The sequence below is a fragment of the Amnibacterium endophyticum genome, assembly GCF_042680685.1.
Taxonomy (GTDB): domain Bacteria; phylum Actinomycetota; class Actinomycetes; order Actinomycetales; family Microbacteriaceae; genus Amnibacterium; species Amnibacterium endophyticum.
The window spans coordinates 65,865-84,682 of record NZ_JBHUEA010000004.1 but is presented as its reverse complement, the minus strand read 5'-3'; the positions used below and the strand labels follow the sequence as shown (position 1 = coordinate 84,682).

The window sequence follows — 18,818 nt, the reverse complement described above, 5'->3', positions numbered from 1 at the left end:
GGCGACGGGAGGCGCTAGCGTGCGGACGTGACCGAGGCGTCGGGCCGCACGGACCTCGCAGCGCGCTACCCGCGACGCGAGCTCCCCGGAGCGGCCACGCTGCGCGCTCACCCGCCCCTGCGGAACGGCCCCCTCGCCGTCGCCGGCTGGGCAGCGGCGCTCGTCCTCGCGGAGCTGCTCGTCCTCGCCGTCGCCGGCGCGCTGCTCGGCTTCGCGCTGCTCGACGTCCTCCTCGTGCCCGGCGGCCTGGTGGCCGGGTGCTGCGGGCTCGCGGTGCGACGCAGGCGCCGGGCGGCCGCGGAGCGCAGCGCGCGGTCGTGGACGCCCGAGGAGGCAGCGCACCGCGCCGCGACGCTGCCCGCCGCCCGCTTCGCCGGGGCGGCCCAGCAGTGGGACCTGCTGGTCCACGCCGCGCTGCTCGTGAACCTCGCCCTCTTCGGCGCCCTGCTCGTCGCCGACGCGTCCAGCGGGTCGCTCCTGATCGGGCCGGTCCTGATCGCCTCCGCGCTGATCCCGGTCTCGCTGCTGTCGACCTGGCTCACGGCGGGCAGGGCGACGGCCGAGGGCGAGGCGCTCGCGCTGGTCCACCGCATCGGGCGCCCGGACGCGGTGCGGCGGGCCCGGTGGCTCGTCCGGATCGCGCTCGCGCCCCACGTCCTGCTCGCGGTCGCGGCGATCGTCTCCGTGCTGTTCATCTGACGGGGAACAGGAGGCCGTCCGCGGCGTTCAGACTGGAGGTGCCCCGGAACACGAGGGCGAGGAAGGGGTCGGGTGTGACGGAGTGCATCCACGGGTTCGACGAGGGGATGTGCGACATCTGCTTCCCGCGGGTCGCGCCGCAGCCGGTGAGCGCGCTGGCCTCCCCGCCGAGCCGGCCCGCCTCCCGCGCGAGCGCGACCGCGACCCGGCCGAAGCGGGTGGCACCGCCCGCCGGCCGCCCCGCGACGGTGCCGCCGTTCGGCGCCCGCCGCCTGTACCACTGGACGCACCTGACCAACCTCGAGTCGATCCTGCTCGACGGCGATCTGCGCTCCCGCGCCTCCGGCGTCGAGCCCGACGTCGACGTCGCGGCGCCGCTGGTGCGCGACCTGCGCGCCCGTGCGGACGTCGGCGACGGCCGCACCGTGACCGACTTCGTCCCGTTCGCCGCCTCCCCCGACTCGGACCGGTGGGCGGAGGTGCGCACCGGTGCGGAAGGTGCGCAGTGGTCCGCGGCCGCCCGCGCCACCTCCGCGACCGACTACGCGCTGCTCGTCGTCACCGGGAAGGAGCTCGGGGCCGACGTCGTCGTGGCGGACGGCGACGCCTCCGCGCCGCTGACGGCCTTCACGATCGGCGAGCCGGCGAAGGCCGTCGCGCGTCTGACGCGCACCGACCCCGACCTCGTCGCGGCCGAGGTGCTCGTGCCCGGACCCGTGCCGCTGTCGGCGGTGAGCCTGATCGCGGTCGCGAACGAGCCGGCCCGGGCCCGCGTGCGCGGCATGTTCCGCGACGTCGAGGGCGCCGCGCCGCGCGTGGTGGTGCACCCGCCCTGGTTCGTCCCCGCTTCCTAGGCTGCATCGGGTGACGATCACCGCCGCAGCAGACGGATCCGCCCTCGGCAACCCCGGCCCCGCCGGATGGGCCTGGTACATCGACGACGACCGCTGGGCGGCGGGGGGCTGGTCCCGCGGCACGAACAACATGGGCGAGCTGAAGGCGGTGCTCGAGCTGCTCCGCGCCACCGAGGGCGCCGACGACGACCTGCTGATCCTCTGCGACAGCCGCTACGTCATCGACTCGATCACGAAGTGGATGCCCGGCTGGAAGCGGAAGGGCTGGCGGAAGGCCGACGGGCAGCCGGTGCTGAACGTCGACCTGATGCAGCAGCTGGACTCCGCGCTCGCCGGGCGCCGCTACCGGTTCGAGTGGGTCAAGGGGCACGCCGGGCACCCGCTGAACGAGGCGGCCGACGAGCGCGCGCGGGGCGCCGCGACCGCCTACCAGCGCGGCGCGGACCCGGACGGCGGCCCCGGCTTCGGCGGCGCCGCGCCCGTCGGCCGGACCGCCCCCGCTGCCGCCGCTCCCGCGTCCGCGCCGGCGCTCTTCGAGGCGGACCCGGACGACGACCGCGTGCTCAGCGTGCGGCTCGGCGCGAACGAGTGGCGGCGCCTCCGGTCTCTCGCGGACGAGGCGGGGACGAGCCCGGAGGACGCCGTCCGCGCGCTGCTCCGCCGCCGCTGACCCCGGCCCGGGCCACGTCCGGCTCGAACGCGGACTTGCCACTTCTTGCTGCGACACGCCGCGCGCGGCCGCAAGAAGTGGCAAGTCCGCGGTTCCTGCGGGTCAGGAGGCGGCGGCGCGCTCGCGCTTCAGGCGGGCGTTCTCGGCCATCACGCCGGCGTGGGTGCGGCGCTCCGCCACCAGCCAGTCCGGCTTGTCCTCGAGCAGCGCCCGGATCTCCGCCGTCGTCAGCGGCTGCTCCACGCCCGCCCGGCGGAGCCCCGCGACCGAGACGCCCAGCTTCGCCGCGACGACCGGCCGCGGGTGCGGCCCCTCGCGACGCAGCTCGGCGAGCCACTCGGGCGGGTCGGCTTGCAGCGCCTGCAGCGTCGAACGGCTCACCGGGGCGGACCGGAACTCCTCCGGGGTCGCCGCGAGCAGCACGCCCAGCTTCTTCGCCGCGGTCTCGGGCTTCATCGTCTGGTCGTCGGCCACGGCTGCGACGCTACCCTCGGGCCGCGTGCCCCTCGTCATCGGCGTCGTCGCGGGCGTCACCCCGGACCGCTGGATCCGCGCCTGGCGCGAGCGCCGCAGCGACGTCCCCCTCGACGTCGTCGCCGTCGACGACCCGGTCGCCGCGCTCGCCGACGGCGTCACGATGGTCTTCGCGCGCCTCCCGCTCGAGGCGGAGGACCTGCACGTGATCCCGCTGTGGGAGGAGACCCCGGTGGTCGTCGCCGCCCGTGACCACCCGGTGAAGGCCTTCGACGCGGTCGCGGAGGCGGACCTCGCGGGCGAGGAGGTGCGGCCGGGCTGGGACGAGCAGACGCTCGACCTCGTCGCGGCCGGGCACGGGATCGCGCTGATGCCGCAGTCCGTGTTCCGCGCGACCGGCCGTCGGGACCTGGTCGCCCGGCCGGTGCACGACGCGGCGCCGACGCGCATCGGGCTGGCCTGGCGCCGCGACGCCGGCGGCGAGGACGTCGACGACTTCATCGGCATCGTGCGGGGCCGCACCGAGAACAGCTCGCGCGGCCGTGCGGAGCCCGCCCAGCCCGGCCCCGCCGTCAGGCCCGCTGCTCCCCGTCCGCGTAGACCCACCGGCCGGCGTCGTCGCGGCTGAAGCGGGACCGCTCGTGCAGCAGGCCGTGGCCGTCGGGGCCGCGGTACGCGGCGCGGAACTCGACGACGCCCGTGTCGTCCGACTCGGCGCCCCGCGCGGTGTCGACGATCTGGAGGCGCCGCCACCGCAGCGACGCGTCGAGGTCGAGGCGGTCCGGCCGGGCGGCGGGTGCCCACGTGGCGAGCAGGTAGGGGGCCAGACCGAGGGCGAACGCCGAGTAGCGGCTGCGCATCAGCGCCTCCGCGGTCGCCGCCGCGGAGCCCGCGTGCAGCGGGCCGCAACACGTCCCGTAGGCGCCGCCGCCGCCGCACGGGCAGGGGTCCGACGGCCCGATCACGCCGCTCCGCCCGACCTGGGCGGGTGCGGCACGTCACCGCGCTCGAGCATCGCCGCGAGCGTCGCGAGGCGGTTCGCGCGGGCGGCCGGGGACGGCGCGGTCGCGAGCCGATGCAGCACCGCGTACCGGTTGGTGCGGTCGAGGGCGGCGAAGGCCTCGGCGAGGACCGGCGAGGCCGCGCACGCGGCGGCGAGGTCGTCCGGCACCGTCATCGTCGAGGCCCCGGCGTAGGCGCGGTCCCAGCGCCCGTCCGCCTTCGCCCGGTCGATCTCCGCCTGCCCGGCCGGCCGCATCCGCCCCTGCTCGATCAGCGCGGCGACGAGCCCGACGTTGCGCGCCGACCAGAGCGAGGCGCGGCGCCGCGGGGTGAAGCGCTCGACGAAGGTCGCCTCGTCGAAGGCCCGCTTCTGCCCGTCGATCCAGCCGCTGCAGAGCGCCTCGTCCAGCGCCTGCGCGTACGTGAGCGATGTCGGCACGAGCGTCCCCTTCTTCGCGAGGCGCAACCAGACCCCGTCCGACACGCCCTCGTGCTCGTCGAGCCAGGCCCGCCACGCGGCCGCGTCCGGCAGCACGAGCACGTCTGCGAGCGCGTCCACGCGGGTCACGGTACGCAACGCGAAACACGACTGCCCTAGCGTCTTCGGCATGAGTCACCCCCTCCACGCCGAGGCGACCGACGTCGTGGGCCGCTACGAGGCGGAGCAGGAGCTGCCCGAGCACCTCCGCGCGGACGTGCGCGTGCTCGGCGAGCTGCTCGGCCAGGTGCTCCGAGAGAGCGGCTCCCCCGGCCTGTTCGAGGACGTCGAGCGGCTGCGGGTCGCGACGATCCAGGCCTACACGGACGAGACGGACGACGCGTTCGCGCGGGCGGCGGAGATCGCCGACTCGTTCACGATCGCGCGCGCCGACGAGGTCGCCCGCGCGTTCACCGCCTACTTCCACCTGGTGAACCTCGCGGAGGAGCACCAGCGCGTCCGCGTGCTGCTGGAGCGCGAGGGCACCCGCAGCGACCCGGCGGACGGGGTCGGCGCCGCGTTCCGCGACCTCGCGGGCCAGGTCGGCCGCGAGGAGGCGCTGCAGCGGCTGCGGGCGATGCGCTTCCACCCCGTCTTCACCGCGCACCCCACCGAGGCGAGGCGCCGCGCGGTGTCGAGCAGCATCCGCCGTCTCGGCGACCTGCTCGATCAGCACGACGGCGTCCAGACCGCGGCGGCGGACGGCCGCGTGCAGCGCGCGATGCTCGAGGAGATCGACACCCTGTGGCGCACGGCGCCGCTGCGCGCCGAGAAGCCCTCGTCGCTCGACGAGGTCCGCTCGGTGATGGCGGTGTTCGACGAGACGCTCTTCACCACCGTGCCCGCCGTGTACCGGCGCATCGACGAGGCGCTGCAGGGCGACGCCGCCGGCGCGGGCGAGCCGCTGGTGCAGCCGTTCGTGCGGCTCGGCACCTGGGTCGGCGGCGACCGCGACGGCAACCCGTTCGTCACCGCCTCGGTGACGAAGCAGGCCGCCGCGATCGCGAGCGAGCACGTGCTGCTCGGCCTCGAGCGCGCCGCCGCCCGCGTGGGCCGGGGGCTGACGCTCGACGCGACCTCCACCCCGCCCTCCGACGCGCTGCTGGCGCTGTGGCGCCGACTGCGCGCCGCGGACGAGGACGCGGCCGACGAGATCGCGAAGCGCTCCCCCGACGAGCCGCACCGCCGCGTCCTGCTGCTGCTGACCCGGCGCATCGCGGCGACCCGCACGCGGGACGCGGACCTCGCGTACCGCGACCCGGCCGAGCTGCTCGCCGACCTCGCCGTCGTCCAGGAGTCGCTCGCCGCGGGGCACGCCTCGCGGCAGGCGTACGGGCACCTGCAGGGCCTGATCTGGCAGGTGCGGACCTTCGGCTTCCACCTCGCGGAGCTCGAGGTGCGGCAGCACTCCGCCGTGCACCGGCGCGCCATCGCCGAGCTCGACGCCGGCACGCCGTCGGAGCAGACCGAGGAGGTGCTCGCGACGATCCGCGCCGTCGCCTCGATCCAGCACCGGTACGGCACCGGAGCGGCGGGCCGCTACATCGTGTCGTTCACGCAGTCCGCGGAGGACCTGCTGAACGTGCACCGCCTCGCCGCGGCGGCCGGCGACGACGCCCCCGTGCTCGACGTCATCCCGCTGTTCGAGACGTTCGCGGACCTGCAGGCGGCCCCCCGCATCCTCGCCGAGGTCGTGCAGCACCCCGAGTTCGCGCAGCGGCTCGAGGCGACCGGGCGCCGCATGGAGGTCATGCTCGGCTACTCCGACTCGTCGAAGGACGTGGGCCCGGTCGCCGCGACGCTCGCCCTGTACGAGGCGCAGCGCGAGATCGCCGCCTGGGCGGCGGAGAACGACATCGAGCTCACGCTGTTCCACGGCCGCGGCGGTGCGCTCGGCCGCGGCGGCGGCCCCGCGAACTCGGCGATCCTGGCGCAGCCGCCGCACTCCGTCGACGGGCGCTTCAAGCTGACGGAGCAGGGCGAGGTGATCTTCGCCCGCTACGGCAGCCGCGACATCGCGATGCGGCACATCGACCAGGTCGGCGCGGCGGTGCTGATGGCGTCGGCCCCCACGATCGAGCAGCGCAACGAGCAGGCGGCGGAGCGCTTCGCCGACGTCGCCGCGACGATGGACGCCGCGAGCCGGGAGCGGTTCTTCTCCCTGGTCAAGGCGCCCGGCTTCGCCCCGTGGTTCGCCACCGTCACGCCGATGGAGGAGATCGGGCTGCTCGCGCTCGGCAGCCGTCCGGCCCGCCGCGGGCTCTCGGTCGAGTCGCTCGAGGACCTGCGCGCCATCCCCTGGGTCTTCGCCTGGACGCAGGCCCGCATCAACCTCGCGGGCTGGTTCGGGCTCGGCTCCGCCCTCGAGGCGGTCGGCGACGAGCCGCGGCTGCAGGCCGCCTACCGCGAGTGGCCGCTGTTCCGCACGATGATCGACAACGTCGGGATGGGGCTCGCGAAGGCCGACGGCCGGCTGGCGCGCCGCTACCTCGCGCTCGGCGACCGCGACGACCTGGCGCAGGCGGTGCTGGACGAGATGGCGCTGACCCGCGACTGGGTCGTGCGGATCGCAGGCGGCGGGCAGCTGCTCGCCGGCAAGCCGGTGCTGCAGCGGGCCGTGAAGCTGCGCAGCCCCTACGTCGACGCGCTGTCGCTGCTGCAGCTGCGGGCGCTCCGCGGGCTGCGCGACACGCCCGAGGACCGTCCGGCCGACCCGGACCTGCAGCGCCTGCTGCTGCTCGCCGTCGGCGGCGTCGCCGCGGGCCTGCAGAACACGGGCTGACCCGGCGCGGCCGCAGGCAGGAGGGTTGGCGTCCGGGGATGCCCGAGCGGGAGTTCGACGTCGTCCTCGCGGGCGCGACCGGGGCCGCCGGCCGGCGCGCCGCCGCGCACCTCGCACGGCGCGGGGCGGACACCCGGGTCGCGCTCGTCGGCCGCTCGCCGGACCGGCTCGCGGCCTTGACCGAGGAGCTCGGCGTCGACTGGCCGGTGCTGCAGGCGGACGCGCTCGACGCGCGAGCGCTCGAGGCGCTCGCCGAGCGCACGCGGGTGGTCGCCACCGCGGTCGGCCCGTTCGCCCTGCTCGGCATGCCGCTCGTGGAGGCCTGCGCCGACGCCGGAACGCACTACTGCGACCTCACCGGCGAGATCCTGTTCATGCGCGCGTCGATCGACCGCGTGCAGGAGCGCGCCGCGGCGAGCGGTGCCCGGATCGTGCACGCCTGCGGCTTCGACTCCGTCCCCTCCGACCTCGCCGTGCACCTGCTCGCCCGGCTCGCCGCGGAGCAGGACGCGGGGACGCCGGGCCGCACGAGGGCGCTCGTCCGCGGTCGCGGCGGCATCGGCGGCGGCACCCTCGACACCGCGAGGGCGCAGGTGGACGCGGTGCGGTCCGATCCGGACGCGGCGCGCGTGCTCGCCGACCCGGACGCCCTCACCCCGGCCGGAGCGGACGGGCGGGCCGAGGCGGACCGCACCCGGGCGTTCCGGGACGACCTGTTCGGCGGCTGGACCGCCCCCTGGCCGCTCGGCCCGGCGAACATGCGGGTCGTGCGGCGCAGCGCGGCGCTCGCCGGGCGGGACGACGGGTTCCGCTACGACGAGGGCGTGCCGCTCGGCCGGAGCGCGCTCTCCGCGGTGGCCGCGGCCGGCGTCGCCGCTGGCGGCCGGGCGCTGATCGCCGGGCTCGGCTCCCCGCTCGTGCGGCCGCTGCTCGACGGGCTGCTGCCGTCCGCCGGCGACGTCCCGGCGCAGCGGGTGCTGGACGCGGGCTGGTTCCGAGTCGACGCCCGCACGATCACCGGCACCGGTGCGCGCCTGTCGGCGCGGATCGCCGCCTCCCTCGACCCCGGCTACGGCGCGACCGGCGCCCTGCTGGCCGAGAGCGCGCTCTGCCTCGCCCTCGATCCGCTCGACTCGGCGCCGGGGGTTACGACGCCGTCGGCGGCGATGGGCGACCGCCTCGTCGACCGCCTGCGCCGAGCCGGGTTCACCGCCGAGGCGCGGCGGCACCGCGCACCCGCCCGCTTGGGCCGCTGATCGGGCGCGTCCAGCGCGTGCTCAGGGCGTGCGCGCTGCGGCGGGCGTACGGTGCACCCGTGCAGCGGCGTCGAGGCCGCCGCACGACGGGAGGACGAGGATGTCCGCTGGACTGCTGACGCGCGAGCGGATCACCGCTCCCCCGGGCTGGAACCGCTGGCTGGTGCCGCCCGCGGCGCTCGCGATCCACCTGTCGATCGGCGCCGTCTACGCCTGGAGCGTGTTCAAGTCGCCGCTCGCGGACACGTACGGGGTCTCCGGCGTGGTGACGGCGCTGCCCTTCACGCTCGGGATCGTCGTGCTCGGCATCGCGGCCGCGGTCTTCGGCACGGCGGTCGACGCGCGCGGCCCGCGCTGGGCGATGACCGTGTCGCTCGTCTGCTACGTCGGGGGCCTGCTGGTCTCCGCGCTCGGCGCCGCGACCAGCCAGGTCTGGCTGATCGTCCTCGGCTACGGCGTCCTCGGGGGCATCGGGCTCGGCATCGGCTACATCTCCCCGGTCTCCACCCTGATGAAGTGGTTCCCGGACAAGCCGGGCATGGCGACGGGGTTCGCGATCATGGGCTTCGGCGGCGGCGCGCTCATCGCGTCGCCCTGGACGAACCAGCTGTTCACCTGGTTCGGCACCGGTCCCGGCGGCCTGACGGCGACCTTCGCGATGCTGGCGCTCACCTACACCGTGCTGATGGCGCTCGGCGTCGTGCTGGTCCGCGTGCCCTCGCCCGAGTGGCGGCCGCCGACGCGCGTCGCACGCGCCGAGACCCGCGAGCGGGCGCCCGGGCCCGACCGCACCGCGAACCAGGCGATCCGCACGCCGCAGTTCTGGCTGCTCTGGGTCGTGCTCGCCTTCAACGTGACGGCGGGGATCGGCATCCTCGAGCGCGCGGCGCCGATCTTCTCCGACTTCTTCCCCGACGCGTCGAGCGCGGCCGCGCTCACGGCGGCGGCCGCCGGCTTCGTGGCGATCCTCTCCCTCGCGAACTCCGCGGGCCGCATCGCCTGGTCGAGCCTGTCCGACGTGCTCGGGCGCAAGAACATGTACCGGATCTACCTCGGGGTCGGGGCGCTGCTCTACCTCGTCATCGTGCTGATGCAGAACACGAGCAAGCCGGTCTTCCTGATCGCGACGATCCTCGTCCTCTCGTTCTACGGCGCCGGCTTCGCGACCGCGCCGGCGTACCTGCGCGACCTGTTCGGGACCGCGCAGGTCGGCGCCATCCACGGACGGCTGCTGACCGCCTGGTCGTTCGCGGGCGTGCTCGGACCGGTGCTCGTGAACGCGATCGCGGACGCGCAGATCGCGAACGGCAGCGACGGCCCGGCCCGCTACGTGCCGTCCTTCATCGTCATGATCGTCCTGCTCGCGATCGGCTTCGGCTGCAACGAGCTGATCCGGGTGCCGAGCGCCCCGCAGCAGGCGCGGCGCACGGCCGCGGAGAAGGAGGAGGTCCGATGAGCGCGGAGACGGAGGCGCCCGCGGCGGGGACGCAGAAGGTCATCGGCGTCGTCGCCTGGCTCTGGGTGGGGCTGCCCTTCCTGTACGGGCTGATCCAGCTGGTCGCGAAGATCCCGGCGCTCTTCGCGGGGTGAGCGGTCCGCCCGCTTCCGCGGGAGGATCGGGGACGGACCGTCGTTTCGACCCCGAAAGGACCCTCGATGACCTCGCCCGAGCTCGATCCGCTGCCGCTCGACAGCGACGCCGTCGGCGGCCGCGGGCTCAGCCCGCTGCACCTGCGGCCCGCCGCGATCGGGCTGGTCGCGGCGGGCGGAGCCCTGGGCACGGCCGCGCGGGAGGGACTGGCGCTCGGCGTCCCCGACGTGGGGCGACTGCCGCTCGCGGTGCTCGTCGCGAACGTCGCGGGCGCCTTCGTGCTCGGGCTGCTGCTCGACGCGCTCGCCCGGCTCGGCCCCGACGAGGGCGGCCGGCGACGCGTGCGGCTGCTCGTCGGCACCGGCTTCTGCGGCGGCTTCACGACCTACAGCGCCCTCGCCACGTCGACCGCCGTGCTGCTCGGCGACGGTGCGGCCGGCACGGGGCTGCTCTACGCCGCGGCGACCCTGCTGCTCGGCGCCGCCGCCTCCGCCGCGGGCATCGCCTGCGGCGCGCTCGCGGGTCGGCGCGCGTGACGGCCGCCCTCCTCGTGCTGCTCGCCGTCGCCGGCGGGGTCGGCGCGGCGCTGCGGCTGGTGCTCGACGGCCTCCTCACCGCGCGCCTCGGCGACCGGCTGCCCTGGGGCACGCTGCTGATCAACGTCAGCGGGTCGTTCGTGCTCGGGCTGCTCACCGGGCTGGCCGGCACCGGCGCCCACCCCGCGTGGCTGGCGGTGGTCGGCACCGGCCTGCTCGGCGGCTACACCACCTTCAGCACGGCGAGCTTCGGGACCGTGCGGCTGCTGCAGCAGCGCCGCGTCGCGGCGGCCCTGCTGTACGGCCTCGGGATGCTCGTGCTCGCCGTCGCCGCGGCCGGTGCCGGGCTCGCCCTCGGCCGGTCCTGACCGGCCCCGACTCAGCCGCGGCGGAGGATCGCCGAGCGCACCGACGCCCACACGGCGAGCGCCAGCACCACCGACGAGAAGAAGATGTGGAACGCCGTCCACCCGTCCATGCCCAGCGTGCTGATGAGGTGTCCGCTGCCCCACTGGCCGACGGCGGCGACGAAGAAGGCGACCGAGATCCAGGTCAGGACCGGTGCGGCCGACCGGAGCCTCACGAGCGCGACGATCGCGGCGACGAGCGCCGGCACCAGCACCCCGTAGGCGGTGAAGCCGTGGACCTCCTGCCAGGTCTCGGCCCCGTCGCCCTTCACGCGGATGAACTCGCTGGAGGTGAAGAACTGGACGAAGACGAACAGGGTGGCGATGCCGGTGGCGATCGCGAAGGTGCTCCGGACGCCCCTCGAGACGGCGGTGCGGTCGGCGGTGCGGGCGGTGCTGGCGGCGGTGGTCATCTGGGTCCCTTCCTGGTGACGCTGCCGCTCAGCCTTCCGGGACCCGGTGCCGCGCCGCCGGGGCGACGTCTTCGAATCCTCGAACAGCGAGCGGTTCGCAGCACCCTCACGAGGTGGGGCGCCCCCGCTCCTTCGGCAGCCGGACGGTGACCGCGGCACCGCCCGCGACCCGGTTCTCCGCGTGCACGTCGCCGCCCGAGCGGTGCGCGAGCCGCTCCACCAGGGCGAGCCCGAGCCCCGCCCCGCCCGCACCGGAGCCCCGGCTGCGCTCGGGCCGCGAGAACCGCTCGAACGCGAAGGGCAGGAAGTCCGGCGGGAATCCCGGCCCGTCGTCGGCCACGACGAGCACGAGGTCGTCCGGCTCGCAGCGCAGCCGCACGTCGACCGCGGACGCCGGGCCCGCGGCGAGCGCGTTCGAGGTGAGGTTCGCGAGCACCCGCCCGAAGGCGACGGGGTCGATGCCCACCCGGCCGGTCTCCTCCCCCTCGAGCGACAGGTCCACCTCGACGCCCGCGGGCGCGAGCAGGCGGGCGCGGTCGACGGCCTCCATGGCCTCCGTGACGAGCGCCGCGACCGGCGCGCTGCCCGCGTCCTCGTCGCGGTCCGCCCGCGCGAGCAGCAGCAGCTGGTCCGCGAGCCGCGAGACCCGCTCGACGGACGCGCGGATCGCCGGCAGGTCCGGGTCCGCCCCCGGGCGCGACGCCCGCTCGACCTGCGCGCCGAGCACCGCCAGCGGGGTGCGCAGCTCGTGCGCGGTGTCGGAGGTGACCCGCCGCTCGTGCTCCGCGCTCTCCCGCAGGTCGTCGACGAGGCCGTTCAGAGTCGCCCCGAGCTCCGCCAGCTCGCGTCCGGCGCCCATCGGCAGCCGGCCGGAGGAGCCCGGGGCGCGCAGCCGCTCCGCGGCCTCCCGCATCCGCTCGACGGGTCGGAGGGCGGCGCCGGCGACGGACCAGGCCGCGGCAGCGGTGGCGAGCACGGCGAGCGGCGTCCCGACCAGCAGCGTCGTCATCACCCCGGCGACCAGCGCGTCGCCGGCGGACCGGTCGCGCGCCGCGGTGATCCGCCAGGGCCCGCCCGCCTGCACGGTGCGCTCGACGACGCGGTAGCGACCGCCCGCCACGGCGACGTCGCCGGTGCCGCGGACGCCCTCGGCCGCGTCCGCGAGCGCCGGTGGCATCGAGCTGCGGCGCACGACGCCGTCCGGGTCCACGACGAGCAGGAGGACCCCGGTCGAGACCGGGTCCGGCTCCTCACCGGGGTGGTGCACGAGGTCCACTGCGAACGGCCGCAGGTCCTCCGCCGCGAGCTGCGTCGCGGTGGTCGTCGCGACCTCCGCCGTCCGCGCGGCGAGGAGCGCGGCGAGCGAGCCCAGCACGACGGCGGCGACCAGCGCCGTGACGACGGCGATCCGGAGCCGGATCGACGGCGCCGGGCGTCTCACCCCCGCACCGTCCGGATCGCGTACCCGATGCCGCGAGCGGTCTCGATCCGCGCCGTGGTACCGGCACCGTCGAGCTTCTTGCGGAGGTAGCTGATGTACTGGTCGACGGCGGTGCCGTCGAAGCGCTCGGGATCGCCCCACACCTCCGCGAGCAGCACACGCCGGTCGACCACCGATCCGGCGCGTCGGGCGAGCGCGCGGAGCAGCGCGAACTCCTTGACGCTGAGCGGGACGGTCCTGCCCTGGACCGTCGCGCGGAGCGCGGGCGGGTCGAGCACGAGGTCGCCGACCTCGAGCCGGCCCGACGAGGCCGACGAGCGCCGCAGCAGCGCGCGGACCCGCGCCGTGAGCTCCTCGAGGGCGAACGGCTTCACGAGGTAGTCGTCGGCGCCCGCGTCGAGCCCCTGCACCCGGTCCTCGACCCCGTCGCGCGCCGTGACGAGCACGATCGGCACGGGCAGGCCCTCGCGCCGCACGTGCCGGCAGACCTCGACCCCGCTCATGCCGGGCAGGGCGACGTCCACGGCGGCGAGGTCGAAGCCGCCGGCCCGCAGCGCGACGAGGCCGGCGAGCCCGTCGGCCGCCTCCGCGACCCGATGGCCCTCGTCCTCGAGCGCGGAGACGAGCAGCGCCCGCATCCTCGGGTCGTCCTCCACCACCAGCACGTCCGGCACAGCGGCAGCCTGGCAGAGCCGGGAGCGACGGAGGGCGGCCTCCCATCGAATCCTCGAACCTCGTGGCCCCCCTCATGGGATCCGCTCAGCGGACACATGGACGACCACCCGGCCGACGGCCCAGGATCGTCGGATGCCGGCTCCCACCGCAGCCCGCCTCGTGCACGTCGAGACCGTGATGGGCACCACGGTGTCGTTCGACCTGCGCGGCGCGGGCGACCACCGGGCGGCGCTCGACGAGTCGGTCGCCTGGTTCCACGAGGTCGACCGGCGGTTCAGCCCCTACCGGCCGGGCAGCGAGGTGTCCCGCTTCCACGCGACCGCTCCGGAGGAGCGGTCGGCCGAGCTGGCGGCGGTCGTCGCGGCCTGCACCGAGGTCGAGTCGGCGTCGGCGGGCGCCTTCCGCGCCGACCGGGCGACCGGGTACGACCCGTCCGGCTACGTGAAGGGCTGGTCGGTCGACCGCGCCGCGGCGATCCTGAAGGCGCACGGCTGCGACGACTGGTCGGTCAACGCGGGCGGCGACGTCCGCACCGCCCGCCCGCGGGACCGCGCGCCGTGGCGCGTCGGCGTGCGCCACCCGGTCGTCACGGCGCTGCTCGCCGCCGTCGTGCCCGCGTGGGACCTCGCCGTCGCCACGTCCGGCGCCTACGAGCGGGGCGACCACGTCGTCGACCCCCGGACCGGGCGGGCGGCCGCCGGTGCCGTCGCCGTCACGGTGTGCGGACCCGAGCTCGGCAGGGCGGACGCCCTCGCCACCGCCGCCTTCGTGCTCGGCGAGGAGGGGCCGGCCTGGGTCGCGGGGATCCCCGTCTACGAGTGCTGGGCGGTGCTGCCCGGCGGCCGCGTGCGCAGCACCGCCGGGTTCCCCCGCTTCGTACGGGGCGTGCCGGTCACAGCCCGGGCGGGCGAGCCGGGACCGGCGGCATGACGGCGCTCCGGGAGGCCCCGCGAGGGACGCCCCGTCGCACGGCCCGCCGCCTGCCGCCCCGGGGCCGGCCGCTCGTCGTCGACGCCCTCGCCGCGGCCGCGGGGCTCGGCCTCGGCATCACGATCGCCCTCGGGATCGAGCAGTGGACCGCTGCCGGGCTCACCACCGTCTCCGGCCTGCTCACGACCGGCGGACGGATGGCGGGGCTGCTCTCGGCCTACGCCATGATCGTGACCGTCGCCCTGTCGGCCCGGATCGGGCCGCTCGAGCGGGCGATCGGGCAGGACCGGCTGATCCGCTGGCACCGCGCGATCGGGCCGTGGGGCCTCTGGCTGCTGGTCGCCCACGTGCTGCTGATCGTGCTCGGGTACGCGGCGCTCGAGGGGCACGGCCCGCTCACCGAGACCTGGGAGCTGCTGCTCACCTACCCGGGGATGCTCGCCGCGGGCGCTGCGACCGCGCTGCTCGTGCTCGCGGGCGTCACCTCCTACCGCCGGGCGCGACGCCGGCTGCGGTACGAGACCTGGTGGGCGGTGCACCTGTACACCTACCTCGCGCTGCTGCTCGCCTTCCAGCACCAGGTCGCCGTCGGTGCCTCGTTCGTCGGCCATCCGCTCGCGACGGCGTGGTGGTGGGCCCTCTGGATCGGGCTCCTCGCCGCGGTGGTCGGCTGGCGCGTCGGGCTGCCCGTGGGCCGCTCGCTCCGGCACCGCATCCGGGTCGCGGAGGTCGTGCCGGTCGGCCGGGGCGTCGTGTCCGTGGTGCTCGAGGGCCGGCGCCTGGACCGCCTGCCCGTGGCGGGCGGGCAGTTCTTCCAGTGGCGCTTCCTCACCCGGGGCGCGTGGTGGCAGGCCCACCCCTTCTCGCTGTCCCACGTGCCGCACGCCGACCGCATGCGGATCACGGTCAAGGACCTCGGCGACCACAGCCGCGAGCTGACGCGCATGCGACCCGGCACCCCCGTGTTCGTCGAGGGCCCGTACGGCCGCTTCACCGCCGAGTCCGCGGGCGCCAAGGTCCTGCTGGCGGGCGCGGGCGTCGGCTCGACCCCGCTGCTCGGACTGCTGCAGGATCTCGACGAGCATGCCGACGCGGTCGTGCTGCTGCGCGGGCGGGACGAGGGCTCGCTCGTGCTGCGGGACGAGATCGCGGCGGAGACGGCGCGGCGCGGCGCGCGGCTGTTCGAGTCGCTCGGCCCGCGCTCCGCGGTGCGCTTCACCCCGCGCAGCCTCCGGCGCGCGCTGCCCGACCTCCCCGACCGGGACGTCTTCGTCTGCGGGCCGGACGACTTCACCCGCGCCTTCGTCGCGACCTGCGTCGAGGCCGGGGTCCCGACCTCCCGCATCCACTTCGAGTCCTTCGCCTTCTGAGCGACGGGGAGGAACCGCCATGCGCCGCGCACCGATCGTCATCACCGCCACCGTCATCGGCGCCGCCGGGGTGCTGCTGTTCAAGCCGCTGCCCTCGAGCGCCGTCCTCGGTGCTCCGGCCGCGTCCCCGGCGACCGAGGGCGCCGCCTCGGCACCCTCGTCCGGATCCGGGTCCGCGTCCTCCGCCGGGTCCGCCGGCTCGACGGCCGCCCCCTCAGCGAGCCCCGGCTCGTCCGCGAAGGACGGCACCTGGACGGGCGATGCCGTCACAGCGCGGTTCGGCACGACCCGGGTGAAGGCGGTGATCAGCGGCGGCAGGATCACCGACGTCCTGGTGGTGCAGGAGAACCGGAACGACGGGCGCTCCGTGCAGATCAGCGAGAGCGCGTTCCCGACCCTCCGCGAGGAGGTCCTGCAGCACCAGACCGCGGCGGTCGACACGGTCAGCGGGGCGACCTGGACGAGCGCCCAGTACGAGGCGTCGCTGCAGTCGGCGCTCGATCAGGCCGGCTACACGGCGCCCGACGGCAGCACCGCGAGCACGGACGTCTCGTCGCTGCAGGAGCGCGGGGGCTTCAGCCGCTGACGCCCCCGCTGCGGCTACTTCTGCTGCACCTGGACGAACGGCGTCGAGCCCTGCGGCACGACGATGACGTTGCCCTGCGCGCCGATCGACTTCAGGGCGTCGATGTAGCGGCTCTGGAGGACGGACGGCGTCAGGCCCTTCGCCAGCTCGGCGTTCGCCTCCGCCTGGGCCTGCGCCTGGACGACCTGCTGCTGGGCGGAGACCTTCGTCGCCTCCAGCTTCGCCTTCTCCGCCTGCACCTGCACGAGCGCCTGCTGCGCCGCCGAGTACGACTCGCTGACCGCCTTCGGCGGCCGGATCTCCTGCAGGTTCACCTGGTCGACCTGCACGCCCGTGCCCCGCCAGGCCGACTCGAGCGCGGTGCGGAGGGCGGCGGACACCTCCGTGCGCTTGGTGATGAGGTCGAGGGTCGAGAACTGGTTCGGCACGGCCCGGGTCACCGACCGGATCTGCTGCACGACGAACTGCTGCACGAAGTTCGACTCGTCCCGGTACTGGCGGTAGATCTCGGTGACCTTCTCCGGCGCGATCGAGTAGACGATGTTCACGTCGATGTCGCTCGAGACGCCGTCCGAGTCCTGCGCGGTCACCTGCGGGCCCGCGGCCGAGCCGCCCGAGTAGTCGGTGCCGCCGTCGCCGACGAAGGACACCGTCTGGTTGCGGATGTTGAAGGTCTTCACGGTCTGCCACGGCGCCTTGCCGTGGAAACCGGGCGTCGTCTCCTGCCCCGCGATCGTCCCGGAGACGTCGACGAGCACCGACGCCTCGCCGGAGTCCTGCGAGTAGAAGGTCTGCGACGTGATCGCCCCGACGCCGAGCAGGCCGGCGACGACCGCGGTGCCGAGGGCCGCGAGGCGCCGGGTCGGCCTGATGAGGGCGACGACCACGCCGCCGACGGCGACGAGCAGCAGGACGACGCCGGAGACGAAGAGGAACACGCGGTCTTTCTATCGGGGCGACGGTGACGACCGCCAGCCGTCAGCCCCGCTGCTGCGCGTCGAGCCCGCGGACGGTCTGCGTCTGCGGCAGGCCGCAGCGCGCGCACTCCCGCCGCAGCACGACGTCCACCCGGTCCGGCAGGTCGCGCCCCTCGTCCACCTCGCCGTACAGGTGGATGCGCCGCTCGTCGATCACCTGCCAGCGGGTCCATCGGTGCCGGTGGCGGTCGGAGACGGTGCGCTGCGGCTCGACGGCCTCACCGGGCGCGGCGCGGTCACGCAGCACCAGCACGACGAGGACCACGACGGCCGCCGCGACGAGCAGGAACACCCCGGCCTCGATGAGCGCGCCCACCCGGCGAGTCAACCACGCGGTGCCGGACGTCCTCCCCGCCATTCGCGTCGCGACGCGAGCGGTCAGCGTCGGCGCGCAGGGCGGCGCGGGCGGCCCGAGGCGGGGGTGCCGCCGTGCCGCTCGACCCACGCCGTGAACGAGCGGGCGGAGCCGCCGGCGGGGCGCCGCAGCCACGGCCAGGGGTGCAGGGCGGAGATCTCGAGCGCGGCCGAGCGGGTGCGGAACCCCGGCACCGGCGCGTGCGTCACGGCGAGGCGGCGCCCGGCGAGCACGGCCGGCACGGCTCCCCGGTGCACCTCGACCTCGCGGCGCGACGCGAGGTCGGCGAGGCACTCGGCGAGCAGCACGAGGCGCTTGCCCGAAAGCCGGAGGGCGGCGAGCAGCGGCTCGTCGAAGACGAACACCGCGGGCAGCTCTGGGAGCGCGGCGAGCGCCGGGTCCGCGTCGCCGAGGGACTCCGCCGTCAGCCAGACCGTCTCCGGCTCGCCGCGGAGGACCGGCGCAGCCGGCCCAGCCGTCGTCGCGGGGTCCGGGTCGGCCGCGAGCCCCGGCACCGGCGCCACCTGCGGACCGGACCCCGCCGCAGGGAACTCCTGGATCGGGCACGCCCGGTGCAGCGGACAGGTCGCGCAGAGCCCCGGGGCGCGCCGCTCCACCTGCCACCTGGCGAACCCGTAGGGCTTCCCGGTGCCCGCCCCCACCGCCCACTGCCAGCCGACGCCGTTCGCGGCGGGCGAGCCGTCGACGAGATGGCGGTACAGCGCCCGCTCCCCCGCCCGCCAGTCCCACCCGGCCCGCACCGTCCACTGCGACGCCACCCAGAGGCGCGACTGGTTCACGAGCCAGCCGTCCTCGACGAGCTCCCGCCGCACCGCGGACATGCACGCCATCGCCTCCGGGTACGGCTCCCCGTCCCAGCCGCGCCCGACGGCGGGCTCCCGGCGCAGCGGCGCCGCGATGCGCCGGCCGACCCGGGCGTAGACGTGGCGGGCGTACTCCTGCCACAGCAGCTCGTCGCGGAACTTCGCGACGTCGCGCGCCGGGCCGCCGCCCACGTGGTCCCAGACGCGTGGCAGCGGCAGCAGGCCGTGCCGGATGTACGGGGAGAGCGCGCTCGCGCCCCGGTCCTCCTCGGGCAGCACCGCGCTGCGGCGGCTCGCGTACCCGCGCACGTCGAAGCCGGCGAGGGCGGCGTCCGCGGCCGTCTGGCCGCCGGTGAAGCGGCGCGACGCCCGAACGCCGTCGGCGCCCTCGAGCGCGAGGTCCCCGAGGTGCTCCGCGGTCCAGCGCTCGGCGTCGTCGAGGTCGGGCACGGGCAGCCGGGTCACCGCCGCAGCGTAGGCATCGCCGAGCCTGCGGTC

22 protein-coding genes are annotated in these 18,818 nt (G+C 76.1%); 13 read left to right on the top strand and 9 right to left on the bottom strand.

Features of this window, described 5'->3' with window-relative positions:
* Positions 1–27: 27 nt before the first annotated feature.
* The 3 genes from ACFSBI_RS04140 to ACFSBI_RS04130 all read left to right on the top strand — a co-directional run bounded on the left by ACFSBI_RS04140 (position 28) and on the right by ACFSBI_RS04130 (position 2,223).
* Complete coding sequence (locus ACFSBI_RS04140; RefSeq protein WP_377932327.1) at positions 28–699, top strand: hypothetical protein; 672 nt, start codon at positions 28–30, stop codon at positions 697–699.
* 74 nt (positions 700–773) lie between these two features.
* A complete protein-coding gene (locus tag ACFSBI_RS04135; RefSeq protein ID WP_377932325.1) occupies positions 774–1,553 on the top strand; it encodes a DarT ssDNA thymidine ADP-ribosyltransferase family protein in 780 nt (259 codons plus the stop codon).
* 10 nt (positions 1,554–1,563) lie between these two features.
* Positions 1,564–2,223, top strand: coding sequence for a ribonuclease H family protein (locus ACFSBI_RS04130; RefSeq protein ID WP_377932323.1), 660 nt, complete (start codon positions 1,564–1,566; stop codon positions 2,221–2,223).
* A 102-nt stretch (positions 2,224–2,325) separates the two neighbouring features.
* Here the strand turns inward: ACFSBI_RS04130 and ACFSBI_RS04125 are convergent, their stop codons facing one another.
* Positions 2,326–2,679: a DUF5997 family protein gene (locus ACFSBI_RS04125; protein ID WP_377932481.1), complete on the bottom strand. Its 354-nt coding sequence runs from the start codon at positions 2,677–2,679 to the stop codon at positions 2,326–2,328.
* A 43-nt stretch (positions 2,680–2,722) separates the two neighbouring features.
* Here ACFSBI_RS04125 and ACFSBI_RS04120 point away from each other — a divergent pair, with 43 nt between their 5' ends.
* Complete coding sequence (locus tag ACFSBI_RS04120; RefSeq protein WP_377932321.1) at positions 2,723–3,325, top strand: LysR substrate-binding domain-containing protein; 603 nt, start codon at positions 2,723–2,725, stop codon at positions 3,323–3,325.
* On the opposite strand, the gene ACFSBI_RS04115 is transcribed toward ACFSBI_RS04120, so the two are convergent.
* Both ACFSBI_RS04115 and ACFSBI_RS04110 read right to left on the bottom strand, forming a co-directional pair.
* Positions 3,270–3,662 carry a YchJ family protein gene (locus tag ACFSBI_RS04115; protein WP_377932319.1) on the bottom strand — a complete coding sequence of 131 codons (393 nt, stop codon included), beginning with the start codon at positions 3,660–3,662 and terminating at the stop codon, positions 3,270–3,272. The genes ACFSBI_RS04120 and ACFSBI_RS04115 overlap by 56 nt on opposite strands.
* Complete coding sequence (locus ACFSBI_RS04110; RefSeq protein WP_377932317.1) at positions 3,659–4,258, bottom strand: YdeI/OmpD-associated family protein; 600 nt, start codon at positions 4,256–4,258, stop codon at positions 3,659–3,661. The genes ACFSBI_RS04115 and ACFSBI_RS04110 overlap by 4 nt, the downstream gene beginning before the upstream one ends.
* 49 nt (positions 4,259–4,307) lie before the next feature.
* Between ACFSBI_RS04110 and ACFSBI_RS04105 the strand changes: the two genes are divergently transcribed.
* The 6 genes from ACFSBI_RS04105 to ACFSBI_RS04080 all read left to right on the top strand — a co-directional run bounded on the left by ACFSBI_RS04105 (position 4,308) and on the right by ACFSBI_RS04080 (position 10,710).
* Positions 4,308–6,959 carry a phosphoenolpyruvate carboxylase gene (locus ACFSBI_RS04105; protein WP_377932315.1) on the top strand — a complete coding sequence of 884 codons (2,652 nt, stop codon included), beginning with the start codon at positions 4,308–4,310 and terminating at the stop codon, positions 6,957–6,959.
* A gap of 38 nt (positions 6,960–6,997) precedes the next feature.
* Complete coding sequence (locus ACFSBI_RS04100; protein WP_377932313.1) at positions 6,998–8,215, top strand: saccharopine dehydrogenase family protein; 1,218 nt, start codon at positions 6,998–7,000, stop codon at positions 8,213–8,215.
* Between the two features lie 100 nt (positions 8,216–8,315).
* Entirely contained in the window at positions 8,316–9,671 is a 1,356-nt protein-coding gene (locus ACFSBI_RS04095) for an OFA family MFS transporter (protein WP_377932311.1), read from the top strand.
* On the top strand, positions 9,668–9,805 hold the full coding sequence (locus tag ACFSBI_RS04090) for an MFS transporter small subunit (protein ID WP_377932309.1): 138 nt from the start codon (positions 9,668–9,670) through the stop codon (positions 9,803–9,805). The genes ACFSBI_RS04095 and ACFSBI_RS04090 overlap by 4 nt, the downstream gene beginning before the upstream one ends.
* Before the next feature lie 66 nt (positions 9,806–9,871).
* Positions 9,872–10,342: a fluoride efflux transporter FluC gene (locus ACFSBI_RS04085; RefSeq protein ID WP_377932307.1), complete on the top strand. Its 471-nt coding sequence runs from the start codon at positions 9,872–9,874 to the stop codon at positions 10,340–10,342.
* The gene (locus ACFSBI_RS04080; RefSeq protein ID WP_377932305.1) at positions 10,339–10,710 is read left to right on the top strand and encodes a fluoride efflux transporter FluC; all 372 of its coding nucleotides are present in this window, start codon (positions 10,339–10,341) and stop codon (positions 10,708–10,710) included. Before ACFSBI_RS04085 ends, ACFSBI_RS04080 begins: the two co-directional genes overlap by 4 nt.
* 11 nt (positions 10,711–10,721) lie before the next feature.
* Here ACFSBI_RS04080 and ACFSBI_RS04075 read toward each other — a convergent pair whose 3' ends face one another.
* From ACFSBI_RS04075 to ACFSBI_RS04065, 3 genes are all read right to left on the bottom strand, one after another.
* Positions 10,722–11,162 (bottom strand): hypothetical protein, encoded by a 441-nt coding sequence (locus ACFSBI_RS04075; protein WP_377932303.1) that lies wholly within the window; start codon positions 11,160–11,162, stop codon positions 10,722–10,724.
* 106 nt (positions 11,163–11,268) lie between these two features.
* Positions 11,269–12,603, bottom strand: coding sequence for a sensor histidine kinase (locus ACFSBI_RS04070; protein WP_377932301.1), 1,335 nt, complete (start codon positions 12,601–12,603; stop codon positions 11,269–11,271).
* On the bottom strand, positions 12,600–13,277 hold the full coding sequence (locus tag ACFSBI_RS04065; protein ID WP_377932299.1) for a response regulator transcription factor: 678 nt from the start codon (positions 13,275–13,277) through the stop codon (positions 12,600–12,602). The genes ACFSBI_RS04070 and ACFSBI_RS04065 overlap by 4 nt, the downstream gene beginning before the upstream one ends.
* A gap of 133 nt (positions 13,278–13,410) precedes the next feature.
* Here ACFSBI_RS04065 and ACFSBI_RS04060 point away from each other — a divergent pair, with 133 nt between their 5' ends.
* Genes ACFSBI_RS04060 through ACFSBI_RS04050 form a run of 3 tightly spaced genes read left to right on the top strand, consistent with a single transcriptional unit; the run spans position 13,411 to position 16,164 of the window.
* Entirely contained in the window at positions 13,411–14,208 is a 798-nt protein-coding gene (locus ACFSBI_RS04060) for an FAD:protein FMN transferase (RefSeq protein WP_377932298.1), read from the top strand.
* Positions 14,205–15,578 (top strand): ferredoxin reductase family protein, encoded by a 1,374-nt coding sequence (locus ACFSBI_RS04055; protein ID WP_377932296.1) that lies wholly within the window; start codon positions 14,205–14,207, stop codon positions 15,576–15,578. Before ACFSBI_RS04060 ends, ACFSBI_RS04055 begins: the two co-directional genes overlap by 4 nt.
* A gap of 19 nt (positions 15,579–15,597) precedes the next feature.
* Positions 15,598–16,164 (top strand): FMN-binding protein, encoded by a 567-nt coding sequence (locus ACFSBI_RS04050; RefSeq protein WP_377932294.1) that lies wholly within the window; start codon positions 15,598–15,600, stop codon positions 16,162–16,164.
* Positions 16,165–16,178: 14 nt separating this feature from the next.
* On the opposite strand, the gene ACFSBI_RS04045 is transcribed toward ACFSBI_RS04050, so the two are convergent.
* The 3 genes from ACFSBI_RS04045 to ACFSBI_RS04035 all read right to left on the bottom strand — a co-directional run bounded on the left by ACFSBI_RS04045 (position 16,179) and on the right by ACFSBI_RS04035 (position 18,785).
* Complete coding sequence (locus ACFSBI_RS04045; RefSeq protein ID WP_377932293.1) at positions 16,179–17,102, bottom strand: SPFH domain-containing protein; 924 nt, start codon at positions 17,100–17,102, stop codon at positions 16,179–16,181.
* A 40-nt stretch (positions 17,103–17,142) separates the two neighbouring features.
* Positions 17,143–17,457 (bottom strand): hypothetical protein, encoded by a 315-nt coding sequence (locus ACFSBI_RS04040; RefSeq protein WP_377932291.1) that lies wholly within the window; start codon positions 17,455–17,457, stop codon positions 17,143–17,145.
* Positions 17,458–17,519: 62 nt separating this feature from the next.
* Complete coding sequence (locus ACFSBI_RS04035) at positions 17,520–18,785, bottom strand: FAD-binding domain-containing protein (protein ID WP_377932288.1); 1,266 nt, start codon at positions 18,783–18,785, stop codon at positions 17,520–17,522.
* Positions 18,786–18,818: the final 33 nt, after the last annotated feature.